This window comes from Desulforhopalus glucosivorans (assembly GCF_054397165.1).
This window is the reverse complement of record NZ_AP044854.1, coordinates 5,184,021-5,198,509: the sequence shown is the minus strand read 5'-3', so window position 1 is coordinate 5,198,509 and position 14,489 is coordinate 5,184,021. Positions and strand designations below refer to the sequence as shown.

Genomic DNA, 14,489 nt, shown 5'->3' with positions numbered 1-14,489 from the left:
ACCCTCTACAGTCTTTAGCTGTAGAGGGTGAGATTTTGAACCGGAAGCTTAAACCTGTAAACTATAATTTACAGGCCATACTCTTTTCCATATTGTTCAACAACGAAGTCTATATCCTTATCCCCACGTCCTGAGAGATTGACCAGTATGGTTTGATCCGGACCTAGTTCTTTGGCAAGTTTTGCAGCATAGGCCATGGCATGGGCACTTTCAATAGCCGGGATAATTCCTTCTGTTCGTGAAAGATCAAAAAATGCCTGGATTGCCTCGGTGTCACTGGCAGTAACATAGTTCACCCGACCAATATCATGTAATAAACTGTGTTGTGGACCAACACCAGGGTAATCAAGCCCACTTGCAACAGAATAAACAGGCTGTGGCTCACCATTTTCATCCTGAAGAAGATAGCATTTGAAGCCATGGATCATTCCAGGGGATCCTTTGGTGATAGTTGCAGCATGATCACCTACGTTAAAACCTCTACCCGAAGGCTCTACACCATGTATTGCGACTTCTGCATCTTCTAAAAAGGCAGTAAAGATGCCGATGGCATTCGAACCACCGCCTACGCAGGCAACTATATTATCAGGGAGTTTACCATAGTTTTCCTGAAACTGAGCTTTTGCCTCATTACCGACCACTGCTTGAAAATCTCGAACCATCATAGGAAATGGGTGGGGCCCAACCACAGAACCGATTGCATAGAGCTGATTAACCGGATCCCCAAGATAGGCTTCAAAGGCTGCATCAACCGCGTCCTTTAAAGTTTGTGTACCTCGCTCTACCGGGATGACATTGGCTCCAAGAATCTTCATGCGAACAACATTTGGGTATTCTTTCTTAATATCAATAACACCCATATAGATATCACACTCAAGGCCTACCAGAACTGCCGCAGTTGCTAGAGCTACACCGTGTTGACCAGCACCTGTCTCAGCGATAATCTTCTTTTTACCCATCTTCTTGCAGAGAAGGGCCTCACCGAGACAGTGGTTAATCTTATGGGCACCGGTGTGATTGAGATCTTCTCTTTTCAGATATATCTGAGCTCCACCAATTTTTTCAGACATATTTTTCAGATGAAAAATAGGGCTCGGACGACCGACGAAATCACGATAGAGCATGTTCAGCTCTTCATGAAAGGAGGGATCCTTTGTAATCTCAAGATATGCGTCTGTGATTTCTTTGAGGATATCCTCCAAAACGGGTGGAATAAAACTTCCACCATACTCGCCGAAAAAACCCTTATCGTCCGGCATGGCGATATCTTTCACATCTGAGCTCATTGTTTTCTCTCCTTGGTAAATTTTTTTCAGCAGCCTTCCTGTAGCGGAATTCTTCTTTTTCAGCTGTTTTGAACCTCGTGTGATCTTACACAAACTTATCCTATGACGGGCTGCGATTGCCCGCTGAGACTCACCCTGATACAGTTCCTTTAAGATCTGCCATCTCATGGTGATATTCTTTAATTCCTGCTCGGTCAGAAGCTCTCTGAGAAGTGCATCCATCTCAGCCTCATCGGCTAACCCAGCAATGATCTGTATAAGTTCTTTTTCTGATTTCATAACTATGTTTCTACCAATAGAAACATATAGAAAAAGTCATCACAAAATTCAATCAATATTTGAGTGGTACCGCACTAGCGTAGGAAGACAATATAGTTTGACCAATATTATTGTTGAATATGTTGTGGTATTTAAGCAGAACCAAAATTTAACATAGTTCGTTGTTGCATCCATGCCTACGCTTTTGGCAGGGGCTTGTGAGCTACGAACCAAGTGTAACATTTCTGGTAGTTGAGGATATAAAAGCTTTGAAGCAGTTTTGAGGAGCTGTTTTGTTTTGGGCTAGTGACACAGCCTGTTACTGTGTCACTAGGGCTCGTTGATTTTCGCTTATTCGCTCGTCCTTACGGTTGCCGTTGCCAACTCTGGATTGGCAACATCAAATGAATCATCAACCGTTTCTTCGTCGTCCCTTTTCCAAATAAACATGCCGGTAGCTGCATAGAATACTGCCAGAACGGGACAAATAAGAGAGAAGAATGTGTAGGGGGCATAATCTAAGGTTGCAACGCCTAAAGTTGCAGCCGTGAAAATTGCATCGTTACCCCAGGGTACCAGAAAGGCGAACAGTGTTCCGCTGTCTTCGAGGGTACGGGAGAGGACGTTCCCCTTAATATTCATCCGCCTGTAGGCAGGTTCAAAGGTTTCACCCGGTAAGACAATTGAAACATACTGACTGGCGGAGAAGAGGTTTGTTGCAAGGCAAGAGCCGATGGTCGCTACAATGAGCCTGAAGCTGCTGTTAATTGAACTGCTGATGGCTGTGAGCAGGGCCTTGAGAATTCCTGATCGTTGGATTAATTCGCCAAATGCGAGGACAATCAGGGCAACTGTTACAATCCAGGCCATGCTGCCAAGCCCACCTCTATTGAGTAATTTAGCAGCATCAGCGTTACCGTAGTCGTAACTAACACCACTGAACAGGGCAAGAATTGCCTCCTTGCTGGTAAAAGCGTCCTGAAAGAGCATTCCTGCAACAACACCTATAATTGATCCGATCATAATGCTCAGAATAGGTGGAACTTTTTTAATGATCATTAAAATGGTCACAGCAGGGACCAGGATAAGGAAGGGGCTGATCATGAAAGCAGAATCTATGGCAGTCATCAGCTCTTTTGTCTTGGCTGGACTGGTACCCTGCCCTTCTCCGAAATTCATACCGATCACGGCGAAAATGATCAGGGAGATGACGATGGCAGGACCGCCTGTAAATAACATGGAGTAGATGTGGCTAAAGAGTGGGGTTTTAGCAGTAGCTGCTGCCAGGTTTGTGGTATCTGAAAAAGGAGACATTTTATCTCCAAAAAGAGCGCCTGAAACCACCATACCCGCAGCTATAGGAAGAGGCACACCAAGCCCCTCTGCAACACCGATGAGCGCAACGCCCATTGTTGCGATACAGCCATAGGATGTCCCGGTAAAGTATGAGGTGAGGCAACAAAGAATGAGGCCTGTTGTCAGATACATTGATGGGGTTAGGAGGTCTAATCCGTAATAAATGATCGATGGTATGACCCCACCAATAATCCAGCCGCCAATAACACAGCCTACCGCCATTAAAACTCCAACAGTGAAGGCTGCTTTTTTGAATCCGTCTAGGAGGTAGCTTTCAATTTCCTTGAGACTGTTTCCTAGAAAATAGGTAACTACCGAGAGGTAGACAATACACAGAACCAAGGTGCCTCGGGTCGGTAACTTCAGGACTTGAAGGCATGTGGCGAGGATGATAATGAGTCCTATCATTGCAAGAGACGCATGGAGAGGTTTTACTGATTTTTCACCTGATGACATAGTTCTACTCCTTTCTTTTGAAATTATGTGGAAAATGAGTCATGAATCAATGAAACCATGGTCGACAAGTCAAAAACCTGTAGATCAACAGCTTCACGCACCGCATTTGCAAAAGGTGGAAGATCGGTACATTCGAGGAGAAATGCACCCGCATCCGGATGATCCTCTTTGGCAGACACAGCAAGTGACACGATTTCTTTTTCCACTTTTTCGATGGAAAGAGGCTGGTCTGGAGAACGACTGATTTTGCTCCATTCCGGCATCTCGTCCATACCATATATTTCTATTCCCTGCATATCAGCGACACCGATTGCCTGGAAATGTTGAGGTTTAAGATCTTGTTTTGAGGCGGTGATGACGACGATTTTTTTCCTGCCGAGAGATGTGCGAATAAACGGTATCTGCATGAGGGCTGATGTAAAGACAGGTACATTAAGAGCAGCAGCCAACTCACGTTGAAAAATTGCGTTAAAGCCACAACTGGTTATAATCGTTCGAACTCCCTGGGCTATCATGGCTTCCGCCGCCTCTACCATGGGCTGGATGAGTCCACTGTCAGGGGTGACCAGAACCGATTGGTAGTTTGCCCCTGCAACTCTCTTGAAAAGAACAGGGAAAGGGTAGGTTTGTGGGTTGGTGCTGTTGCCGATAAGGCTCTCTAACTGTTCAAGGCCTTTTGGGTTGCTCCCATTTTCCCAACAAAGAACTCCCAGAAAGGGTTTTTTGGACTGCACTGATGTATCTCCTGTAGGGGTGCAGCTTTGCAAGGCTACCACGTCAGAGAGGCAGCCTCACAGAGCAAGTACGTTTAAAGGGTAGGATTTTCAATCAAGGATTTAATTTCCCATCCCAATCGCTTACGGTTTTTGTGAACTGGATTCCCCGTTTCTCTAACTCGTTAAAATAGTCGTCCAGGGGAACCTCCATGGGCATTGTCCTTCCCGGTTTCTCTATCTTGCCATCCAGAATCATCATGGAACCGATTGCCATTGGGAATCCGACCGTTTGCTGCATGGCGGAAAATCCAGAGTCATGATTATGCAAGACGATGGACTGCATCACAATTTGCTTTGGCTCACCATTGATGAGACCTCTGCCGTCGACACGCAACAGGCCAACATCACTCTCATTATCCTGGTAGTAAAACTGTTGTTGATTTCCCAGGAGAGCGGCACAGAATTCGTCCGGTTTTACCTGTTGATCGCCCACCTGAATTGGTTCGCTATTGAGAAAGCCGCAGCGAGCCATTCGTTCCCAAAATGCACCGTGTCCAGGCCAGCGGCAAATATATCGGCCCATGCTTTTAACGGTGTCCCCTATGCCAAAATGATCTGCATATTGGGTGGAGTTACCGTTGTAGAAACACTCAAGAGTGTCTCCCATATTTGGAAGATCGAGGTAGTGAATATTCTCTGGAGAGAACATGGCATCGGCTTCAATCTCGCGAACCTCATTATTGTGGAGGTACCTGGCAGGGCGAAGGTGGGAGCGAATCACTCCAATAACCGACCAGGTGAATTTATAGCGTAACGGGTTGTCTGCCGATTTCAATTCGGGAAAGCCAGCCCCATAGGAATGCAAGGCATGAACTTCATCAAAGGAATTAACGATCGTTTGTCCCATGGCCAGGTCAATTCCCGGGTCCATACCAAACTCTTCAAGAATGACGAGGTTGCTTTGTCGTGCTTTTTGATCGAGGAGATCGAGTCGCTCGGCCATACCAGGCTGATTTGCATAGGCTGGATTATTGATATAACTTGAAGTAAGGGCGTGACAATTGCCTTCAATGGCGAGTTCAACCATTGAGAGTGTCAGGTGAGGTGGAAAAAAATCAATGACCAGTGAGGCGGGGTTGAACAGTTCTCTTAATTTTTCTGAATCTGAACCGTCGATCTGGAATCCTCTTACCCGGGGATCACCTAGAGCAGTAAGGTCATCGAGAAATCCATCATAGCAATCAACAACACTCAGCTCATCAAACTCACCATATTTAATGAGATCATATACGCAGGCTTTTCCCTGCATTCCATAGCCCAGAAGAACAATTTTTCGTTCCATCACGTAAGACTCCTTCAGGTTTACACCATGTACGTGGAAGTAAAATTACACGGAAGTTCAGTTAAATGTATTTGCTGCCAAAGTTATGTATGAATAAAAGAATACAACGATGAGTGCAAGGAAAAAAACATTTTGAATGGATTATTTTTTAAATAACTCGTATAGAGAAGGGAATGCTATGAGTTTAAGGTCGTTATTTCGTAGACAGAAGGTTCTTCAGATCGGCTTGATCCATGATCATTGAGATCTGGAGGGTATTTGTTTAACAATCAGTTATCTCTATAAATCCAGGAATCATTGTTACTATGATGAGCACGAAGAACAAGGCAAGCAGCGAGGACCAGGCATATGCTGAAATCCTCCGACTCATTTATGAACGCAAGTTTATTCCAGGGGATTTTCTCCAGGAAGAGTACTTATCCCGCACTCTTGGAATGAGCAGAACTCCAATTAATCGTGCTTTATCCAGGATGAATATTGAGGGCATCCTTGAGAGAAAGAAGAAGAAAGGGTGTTTTATCCCTGTGGTTACCCTGGATGAAGGCAGAAAGCTGTTTACTTTTAGAACAATGATCGAAGGTCAGGTTGCATGGGAAGCAGCCCGAAACTGTTCAGATGAGAATCTGGAGAAGTTAAATATAATTAACGATAAAGACCGGCAGGCACTGGAGGAAAAGGATGATGAAGCGTACTACCGTGCAAATCGTGATTTCCACTTCGTGCTGGCTGAGTCAACAAATAACAGGTATTTGGAGCGGGTGAGCAAGCAGTTATTTCACCAGGCATCGATATACATCTTTTTCTATGATTCCTTTTATACTTCCCCCAAGGGGAGTATTTTTTACACCCCAAAACAGCATGAAACCATCCTTGCCTGTATTGGTAACAAAGATGCTGAAGGCGCCAGGGAAGCCATGAAAGAACACATTATTCATACAATGAAGATGTTTGATGTATAACCCCGATAACCGGGAAGAGTACCTCGAAGGCCTCACTACGTTCACTTATCTGGAAGTCATTTTAAGTTCACAATGTGACACCGGTAAGAAACGTGAGCCCCCGCCTCTCCTGCTCTGCACTAAGCTTCAGTCTTATCTCTTATGTATTAAGTGGTTACTGAGAAGAATCACTTAAAGCTTTCCAGAAAAATATTCAATCCATCAACTTCTTCATGGCCATATCGTACTCTTTCAATATTTTCATTGGCAAATGGTGTTATCACGACTCCTAAGAGCAGGTAAGTAATGAGTATTATTTGTGTTGAAATGTTTATGGTTTTCACTGGTTATTCCTTCGTATTGGAATTGAAGCTCTTCCTGGCTGAAGAACATCTTGCTGTATATTTTTAAATGTATCTATGCGTAGGTAGATTCTTCAGTAGTATGTACATCTTGATATTACAATTCACTACAGTACTGCTTTCTTAATCAAGCGTATTTCTTAAAGTAATGTACAGCCTGATTAACTATCGAACTCATGTAGTATTTGTTATTTTTTGCCCGAGCAATTAAGATACCACCTTCAAGTGTCGCCAAATAATTGGCAGCACCCTCTGTGGGATGTAGTGAAGCATCAATATCGCCCTCAGCTATTCCCTGTGTAATTGCATCTGCAAGCCATGCCTCGGTGTAGCAGTAAAAATCATCAAGAGCTTGTCTGCCCGCATCTGACATAGAAAGTAAATCAGAGGTAAGCATCCCACATAGGCAAAATTTCCCTTTAGAAGCGATATCAATAAATATTTCTCCTAAGAGCCTAATACGTTCCAAGCCGCTTGAAGTGGCTCCTTTCAGTTCCTCCAATTTCTGTATTAACTGCTCATTATGTCGTATCACAAGGGCTGCAGCCAGGTCCTGTTTCGTTGGAAAATAGTAATGCATAGTCGACGTCTTAACGCCAACCTCTTGTTGTAGATCTTTATAGCTAAATGCATTGAACCCCGCTGTCTGAACAAGGCCTTGCGCAGCATCAAGTATTTTGTGGGCAGTTGTATTGAGTTCTCTGGCAGTCATATTGCTTCCAATAGCTGTTTTAATTTTTATATCTACCTACAGATAGATATATATTCTCAAAAGCCGATAGTCAAGAGCTGTATCTGCAGAGAGGGCGCATTGATTTCGCTGACAGTTGAGGTATGAAAGAAATCAATCGGATATTATTGTGATGCAACCAATGAATATGATGTAATTGAGTTGGAAAGATGGATGTTGGTGACGATACTTGTTGCCATCTGCATCCTTATGGGCTGGCTATCTTGGAATCACAAGATAAATCAATGATTCCGACCGTCCTTTTGCTAGAAAACTGCAAAAAGACTTGAAATATACACTTCCCTGGCCGATACTTAATTTATTTGATCATAAAATATCATATTGGGGCAAGGAAAAGTGTGTCCCCTCAGCACACACAACTATTGGCGAATATATGAGAACAAATATAGTGTCAGCCTATGTGATTAAACACATCGTAATTCTTCTTTTCACCTCCCTTCTCCTCACAAGCTGCGATAACAGTCCCGAACCTTCAACAACAGTCAAAAAAGATGTTCAAGAGCAGGGCAGTCATGTCACCCTGATGATTCATACATCCCATCTGGGTGCGGCTGATGAAATGGCCCGGCTGTTCTATGAAGAGACCGGTAATGTGGTGAGGATCATATCTGCTGAATATCACGAAATCTATGAAGCAACCCTGAATGATTTTAACTCACCATCCCCCCAGGCAGATGTGTATGTGTTCTGGTATGCAAATCTCGCCAGACTGGCTGAGGAGAGGGTGATTTCTCCCTTGGATCATTTCTACAAGAAAAATGCGGAGATAATCGACGTCGACGATCTCATACCCCACTATTTTGACCGCTACACCCTGTATCGAGGTAAGCGGTGGGCTGTTCCCTTTGACGGTGATATTCACGTTCTCTTCTACCGAAAATCGCTCTTTGCTAAATATGACCTCTCTCCACCATCCACCTGGAGCCAATATCTAGAGATCGTCAAATTCATAACGGAAAAAGAAAAAAAGAATAATATCTATGGCGCCGCATTTATGGCCTATCCCACGCCATTTCTTATTGTCGGTAGTTTTCTCAACAGGCTCGGAGGCTTTGGCGGCACAATGGAAGACGATAATATGCAGCCGCGCATCTATTCACCTGAGGCCGTTCGTGCTCTCGAAGCCATGGTGGAGCATTCCAAGTACACCTTTCCTTCTACGCTGGAGGTGGATTTCGCTGTTGCCAGGGATGCATTTATTCAGGGCAAGGTCGGTATGGTCGAGCAATGGACGGATGTCGGAATTATGGCTGAAGATCCACGGCAATCACTCATCAGGGGGGACTGGGGAGTCGTGCCTATGCCGGTTGAGCAGGATATCGGAAGCTCAGGATTGGCACCGCTTAACGCCGGTTGGTCCCTTGGAATTTCCTCTAAATCGAAACAGCGCGATCTTGCTGAGCAGTTACTCCTGTTTGCCATAAGAAAAGACATAACCCTCAAACTCAATCTCATACCTGGCGGCGGGGGACATGATCCGACGCGTATTTCAACCATCAATAACATGGAATTCCAGGAGTTTGCCCCCCAGGTCAGCGAGGTTGAAAAGCAGCTGCTTGACGGAACATTCGTTGCTTTCCCCAACCACCCGGCTGTACCGGACCTCCTCGTGAACATCACCGATGCCCTCGTCGCTGCTCTTGAAGGAAGAATGTCACCGGATGAGGCGCTCAAACAGTGCCAGTTAAAATGGGATGTAGAGTTAGAGAAATGGCCCGAGGCTCATTGAGTAAATTATAGAGAGATAATAGCAAATGGATGTGTTCAAGGGGCTCAATCTGCGTTTCTGGCAAAAGCTTGTTCTCTCAAGCGGGGTGTGCCTTGTTCTGCTTGCAGCAGGCTTGATGGCAACCAACTACTGGTCTGCTCTTCGCACAGGTGAGGATATACGCAACCGCGGCTCAGCAATGTTGGAGGATACCAATCGCCGTTTTCTCTTCTCCATCGTCACAGGGCAGGCGGACACCTTTGACAGTCAGCTGGAACATACGAAAAATGTGGTTATGATAGGTGCCCAGGCCCTGGAACTCGCCTTGGCTTCAGAACAGGACTCGGCGATAGATGATCAGATTTTCGAACTTATTCTTGCTAAAGGTGGGAAATTCGCCACCACTATATTCTACCTCCCCATCGATGGGAGTGCCAAAGTCTTTGTCCGCCGGGAGCGGGATCTGCGGAAAAATAGTTCATTTTCTCTGGCGGACGCACATTTCCTACCTCAATTTGAGAGTACATACGACCTGCAAGGTACCATGGCCTGGAGCCCAATCCACCAGAATCCACACTCCATCGCCTATGACAGGGTCATCGATGCTGTCGCTCCGATCTATAAAAATGACGAGTTGACCGGGTTTCTTGGAATTTCTGTTTCCGTTATTCGTATGGCGAGGCAATATAATCACCTGCAAGCGATTCGCGGCTCATACAACTTCCTGCTGGACAATGATACACAACTCGTGGCTTCTCCTCCACTTGCCCTCGTCGATCTGAAACCGGGTGTTGAGGCCGGAATGGGTCAGGATGTAGTTGACCTTTCAGGTTCCGACAACCGGGCATTTCAGCATATGTTGCACGCCATGGCGCTGGGGAATAAGGATGTGGGCAAAATCACACTTCCCAGCGGCGACAAATACATGGCGTATCGGCCTCTTGTCAACGCCAACCTTCGCCTTGGCCTGGTTGTTCCAGTGGAGCTTGCTTCGATTACAACCCACGAACTGTCAACGGTCATTAGCAAAAGAAGTCGATCCGCTCTTTTAGAGATGCTTCTGGTCTCACTTCCCCTGCTCGGGCTCTCCTTAATTCTGGTCGCCCTTATCTCCATCAGGATGACTCGTCCTCTCAAAACTATAACCGAGGCTGCCAACCAGATCAGTGAGGGGCAGCTTGACCAGCTCATTTCAATCAGTAGCCGCGACGAAATCGGTACACTGGCGACCAGCTTCAATACAATGAGCCGTCAATTAAAAGCATATATCTATGACCTGAACAGCCAGCAGCAATTGCTTACTGAGAGTGAAAAACGCTTCCGTGTCCTGTTTGAAAGCTCACCAATCAGCCTGCTTGAGAAGGACTACTCAGAGGCAAAACGTGCAATTGATACAATTAAAAGCGATGGAATAGAGAGCTTTGATGCATATTTCACAACCTACCCGGAAGAGGTTGTCAGGTTGGCATCGCTTATTTCTATCAAAGAAGTTAACCATGCAACACTCACACTTTTCCAGGCAAACAACAAAGAACATTTCATTAAAAACCGATCAGCTCTTCTTGAGGGAACCGCAAATCAATCGCTTAAAGAGGAGTTAATTGCCATTGCAGAAAATCGGACGTTTGAAATCGAGACTGAGCTCCTGACCCTGGGAGGAACTCCATTGACCCTCGTCAAACGTTCCTCAATTCCACCCGGCTATGAACAAAGCTGGGAGAAAATACTGATATCATTCTTTGATCTGACAGATCGAAAACGTATTGAAGAAGAGAAAAACCAGCTTGAAAGCCAGCTTCGACAAGCGTACAAAATGGAAGCGATCGGCACCCTTGCAGGGGGGATTGCTCATGACTTCAACAACATCCTTAGTGCCGTCCTCGGTTATGCTGAATTACTTGAAGCATCATTGGATAAAGATCGTGAAGAGTATGGATTTCTAAAAAATATCACGCAGGCAGGTTTACGGGCTCGTGGACTTGTAAGTCAAATTCTCACGTTCAGTCGCCTCTCCACGCCGTCCATTGAAAGGGTAGCATTAGATGAGATAATTGAAGAGACTGTGGCTCTTCTTCGTGCTTCAATTCCTGCGTCTATAAGCATCAAAAAACATATCCATAGTAATGGATATGTTATGGCTGATAGTGGCCAGATGAGCCAGATCATGCTCAACCTTTGCACCAACTCAAGCCTTGCCATGCAGAAATCGGGGGGAACAATAGAGATTATCCTCGACGAGCGATCTGGTTCGGATATCGCAGAAGCAACAGGAGATGGCAGAGCAGACACAACCTATATTCACCTCTCTATTTCTGATACCGGTTGCGGTATACCGCCGGAAAACCTTGACCGTATATTTGAGCCTTTCTTTACTACACGTGAACGTGACCGGGGCACAGGAATGGGCCTAGCCGTGGTTCATGGAATTATTAAAAATTCTGAAGGTTACCTGCAGGTTCAATCGGAGATTGATGTCGGAACCAGGATAAGTGTATATCTTCCCAAAGCAAAACCAGCTCTCCCAAGTGATGAGATAGTAGAGGAGCCAACAAAGGTTTCATCGGGTCAGGGTGAATCGATCCTCTTTGTTGATGATGAAACAGCCCTCACCAATTTGGTTAAACGTATGCTCACTAAGCTCAATTATACGGTCACTGTATTCAATTCCCCCGTTGAGGCGCTTGACCATTTCAAGAAACAACCTGGCGATTTTGATCTGGTTATTACCGATCTAACTATGCCGGAAATGACCGGGGACGAAATGGCCAAAACTATCAAGACCGTTCGCTCCGACATTCCAATTCTGCTCTGTACAGGATTTAACGATCTTCGTGAGAGCGGCGCATCTGAGGAATATTCACAAAGGGAATTACTCGCCTCAATTGGAGTATCCGGTATATTGAATAAACCGTTTACAGCCAGTGAAATTAACAAACAAGTGAAGAAGATACTTCAGTTGGGTTAAAGCAGTTCTGAACGCACTTTTGTAATTCGGCAGGCCTCATTTTAAAGTAAGGACTTCACTAATTTTTTTTTAAAGAGCTGGTTCAACATTTTGTCACTGGGATATACATGATATTCTCAGGGACGATTAATTACGAAAACACCCTCAAAAAACACTAAAAGATACGTTACCCCTAAACGGTTAACGTATCTTTCAGTGAGAAGTTGATATATGTGCTTTGTTGAAATCCTCCAGATGTTAATTCTTACTGAGGTACGTCTTCAAGCGATATCCCTAATGCCTCTGCCACACCCTTACCATAGGCAGGATCAGCTTTAAGGCAATTACCAATGTGACGAACCTTCACCTCTTTTGGCGCATCCCCCATTGCTCTTCCTGTATTTTCACAGAGCACCTTCTGCTGCTCTGCACTCATCATACGAAAGAGGTTACCTGGTTGGGTGTAGTAATCATCATTGTCTAGCCGATGATCCCAATGATCAGCATTTCCATCAATTTTAAGGGGTGGTTCATTAAAATCGCGTTGTTCCTGCCACTCACCATAGCTATTGGGCTCATAACCTATTCTGCTTCCATAATTACCATCAACCCTCATGGCACCATCTCGGTGGTATCCATGCACAGGGCATCTCGGTTGATTTACTGGAATCTGATTATGATTTATACCGAGCCTATAACGCTGGGCATCTCCATAGGAAAAGAGTCGTCCCTGCAGCATTTTATCTGGGGAAAAGCCAATACCCGGAACAATGTTAGTTGGGTTAAACGCCGACTGTTCAACCTCTGCGAAGTAGTTCTCAGGATTGCGGTTTAACTCAAGTACTCCCACATCAATAAGGGGATAATCTGCATGGGGCCATACCTTTGTCAGGTCGAATGGATTGAAGTCACATTTTGCAGCGTCCTCTTCTTCCATCACCTGAATTTTCATATCCCACTTTGGGAAGTCTTTATTATCTATACTATCGAGAAGATCCCTCTGATGGCTCTCTCGATCCTTACCCACAAGTGCTTCCCCTTCTGCATCCGTTAAGTTTTTAATACCCTGTTGTGTCTTAAAATGGAACTTGACCCAATATCTCTTATTATCAGGACTAATCAGGCTATAGGTATGACTACCGTATCCGTTCATATGACGATAGGAAGCCGGAAGGCCCCTGTCACTCATTGTGATAGTTACCTGATGCAGGGATTCAGGCAAAGAGGTCCAAAAATCCCAATTATTCTGGGCACTACGCATATTGGTTCTGGGGTCTCTTTTGACGGCATGGTTTAGATCAGGAAACTTGAGCGGATCTTTAAGGAAAAACACTGGGGTATTATTGCCTACCAGATCCCAGTTACCCTCTTCAGTGTAAAATTTGATGGCAAACCCACGGATATCGCGCTCGGCATCCGCTGCGCCACGTTCCCCGGCAACAGTTGAAAACCGGACGAACAACTCCGTTTTCTTGCCAACTTCAGAAAACAATTTCGCCCTGGTATATTTACTCACATCATTTGTCACAGTAAAGGTGCCATAGGCTCCAGACCCCTTGGCGTGCATTCTTCTTTCCGGAATCACTTCCCTGTCAAAGTGAGCGAGTTTTTCTAAAAACCAGGCATCCTGCATTAGCAATGGTCCTCTGGGACCTGCTGTCATAACATTTTGATTATCTGCAACTGGAGCGCCAGAACCTGTGGTTAACTTTTTCTTTCCATCAGCCATTACGTATCTCCTTTGATTGACATGAATTGTACATTACCCGATCAAAACTCGATAACTACTTCTACGATCCTACTTTGTGCAAGAAACTCACCAACAACCATTTCTTATAGATAATGATTCTCCACAATAGTGTAAAAAAAACGCTACTCCTCCAACTGACACTTGGGACAAATCCCAAAAAAATCGAGCCTGTGGGTTACAATCTTAAAACCAGTATCGGCTGTCATTTTTTTTGTGATCTCTTCTAGATTCAAAAAAGACGGATCAACAATCTCACCACATCCGGTACAAATCACATGGGGATGCGGATAGGGTTTGTTGCCATCATACCGATTTCCTAAATCGCTAAATTGTAACTCAAGAACCTCCCCCTCCTGTTTTAAGAGTGTCAACGTCTTATAAACGGTAGCAAGGCTCATGGTTGGATAATGCTCAACAAGTGCCCCATGGATATCTTCTGCCGAAGGATGTCCAACGCTATTGGCAAGAATCTTAAATATTGCAAGGCGTTGCGGAGTAACCCGATGGTCACCAACCTTTAATCGGCCCACCATCTGTTCCACCCGCTGCTCTGCTGTCATATCTTTTCGGTCAATTATGGCCATATCTTGTTACTGGTAAGAGTTTCTTATTAATAATAGTT

The 14,489-nt window shown here is 44.9% G+C and carries 11 protein-coding genes; 3 read left to right on the top strand and 8 right to left on the bottom strand.

From position 1 onward, the window contains the following. Positions 1-68: 68 nt before the first annotated feature. The 4 genes from trpB to ACX6CI_RS22190 all read right to left on the bottom strand — a co-directional run bounded on the left by trpB (position 69) and on the right by ACX6CI_RS22190 (position 5,414). Positions 69-1,565, bottom strand: a complete 1,497-nt coding sequence (gene trpB, locus ACX6CI_RS22205) for a tryptophan synthase subunit beta (protein ID WP_458775836.1) — start codon at positions 1,563-1,565, stop codon at positions 69-71. 330 nt (positions 1,566-1,895) lie between these two features. Beyond that, on the bottom strand, positions 1,896-3,356 hold the full coding sequence (gene nhaC, locus ACX6CI_RS22200) for a Na+/H+ antiporter NhaC (protein WP_458775834.1): 1,461 nt from the start codon (positions 3,354-3,356) through the stop codon (positions 1,896-1,898). 23 nt (positions 3,357-3,379) lie between these two features. After that, entirely contained in the window at positions 3,380-4,090 is a 711-nt protein-coding gene (locus ACX6CI_RS22195) for an aspartate/glutamate racemase family protein (protein WP_458775833.1), read from the bottom strand. Positions 4,091-4,184: 94 nt separating this feature from the next. Then, on the bottom strand, positions 4,185-5,414 hold the full coding sequence (locus tag ACX6CI_RS22190; RefSeq protein WP_458775832.1) for a saccharopine dehydrogenase family protein: 1,230 nt from the start codon (positions 5,412-5,414) through the stop codon (positions 4,185-4,187). Positions 5,415-5,719: 305 nt separating this feature from the next. On the opposite strand from ACX6CI_RS22190, the gene ACX6CI_RS22185 reads away from it, so the two are divergent. Next, on the top strand, positions 5,720-6,373 hold the full coding sequence (locus ACX6CI_RS22185; RefSeq protein WP_458775831.1) for a GntR family transcriptional regulator: 654 nt from the start codon (positions 5,720-5,722) through the stop codon (positions 6,371-6,373). A gap of 167 nt (positions 6,374-6,540) precedes the next feature. On the opposite strand, the gene ACX6CI_RS22180 is transcribed toward ACX6CI_RS22185, so the two are convergent. Together ACX6CI_RS22180 and ACX6CI_RS22175 are read right to left on the bottom strand one after the other, a co-directional pair. Further along, entirely contained in the window at positions 6,541-6,696 is a 156-nt protein-coding gene (locus ACX6CI_RS22180) for a hypothetical protein (RefSeq protein WP_458775830.1), read from the bottom strand. 145 nt (positions 6,697-6,841) lie between these two features. Further along, positions 6,842-7,426 (bottom strand): TetR/AcrR family transcriptional regulator, encoded by a 585-nt coding sequence (locus tag ACX6CI_RS22175; RefSeq protein WP_458775829.1) that lies wholly within the window; start codon positions 7,424-7,426, stop codon positions 6,842-6,844. 412 nt (positions 7,427-7,838) lie between these two features. On the opposite strand from ACX6CI_RS22175, the gene ACX6CI_RS22170 reads away from it, so the two are divergent. Further along, on the top strand, positions 7,839-9,194 hold the full coding sequence (locus tag ACX6CI_RS22170) for an ABC transporter substrate-binding protein (protein WP_458775828.1): 1,356 nt from the start codon (positions 7,839-7,841) through the stop codon (positions 9,192-9,194). Between the two features lie 25 nt (positions 9,195-9,219). Continuing rightward, positions 9,220-12,138, top strand: coding sequence for an ATP-binding protein (locus ACX6CI_RS22165; protein ID WP_458775827.1), 2,919 nt, complete (start codon positions 9,220-9,222; stop codon positions 12,136-12,138). 244 nt (positions 12,139-12,382) lie between these two features. On the opposite strand, the gene ACX6CI_RS22160 is transcribed toward ACX6CI_RS22165, so the two are convergent. Together ACX6CI_RS22160 and ACX6CI_RS22155 are read right to left on the bottom strand one after the other, a co-directional pair. Beyond that, the gene (locus ACX6CI_RS22160; RefSeq protein WP_458775826.1) at positions 12,383-13,846 is read right to left on the bottom strand and encodes a catalase; all 1,464 of its coding nucleotides are present in this window, start codon (positions 13,844-13,846) and stop codon (positions 12,383-12,385) included. 143 nt (positions 13,847-13,989) lie between these two features. Further along, positions 13,990-14,451, bottom strand: coding sequence for a Fur family transcriptional regulator (locus tag ACX6CI_RS22155; protein WP_458775825.1), 462 nt, complete (start codon positions 14,449-14,451; stop codon positions 13,990-13,992). Between the last annotated feature and the right edge of the window lie 38 nt (positions 14,452-14,489).

Bases quoted from the DNA above. Each gene is read 5' to 3' on its own strand.
- ACX6CI_RS22185 (WP_458775831.1), top strand. From the start codon at position 5,720: ATGATGAGCACGAAGAACAAGGCAAGCAGCGAGGACCAGGCATATGCT.
- ACX6CI_RS22175 (WP_458775829.1), bottom strand. From the start codon at position 7,426: ATGACTGCCAGAGAACTCAATACAACTGCCCACAAAATACTTGATGCT.
- ACX6CI_RS22160 (WP_458775826.1), bottom strand. From the start codon at position 13,846: ATGGCTGATGGAAAGAAAAAGTTAACCACAGGTTCTGGCGCTCCAGTT.
- ACX6CI_RS22155 (WP_458775825.1), bottom strand. From the start codon at position 14,451: ATGGCCATAATTGACCGAAAAGATATGACAGCAGAGCAGCGGGTGGAA.
- ACX6CI_RS22165 (WP_458775827.1), top strand. From the start codon at position 9,220: ATGGATGTGTTCAAGGGGCTCAATCTGCGTTTCTGGCAAAAGCTTGTT.
- ACX6CI_RS22190 (WP_458775832.1), bottom strand. From the start codon at position 5,414: ATGGAACGAAAAATTGTTCTTCTGGGCTATGGAATGCAGGGAAAAGCC.
- nhaC (WP_458775834.1), bottom strand. From the start codon at position 3,356: ATGTCATCAGGTGAAAAATCAGTAAAACCTCTCCATGCGTCTCTTGCA.
- trpB (WP_458775836.1), bottom strand. From the start codon at position 1,565: ATGAAATCAGAAAAAGAACTTATACAGATCATTGCTGGGTTAGCCGAT.
- ACX6CI_RS22170 (WP_458775828.1), top strand. From the start codon at position 7,839: ATGAGAACAAATATAGTGTCAGCCTATGTGATTAAACACATCGTAATT.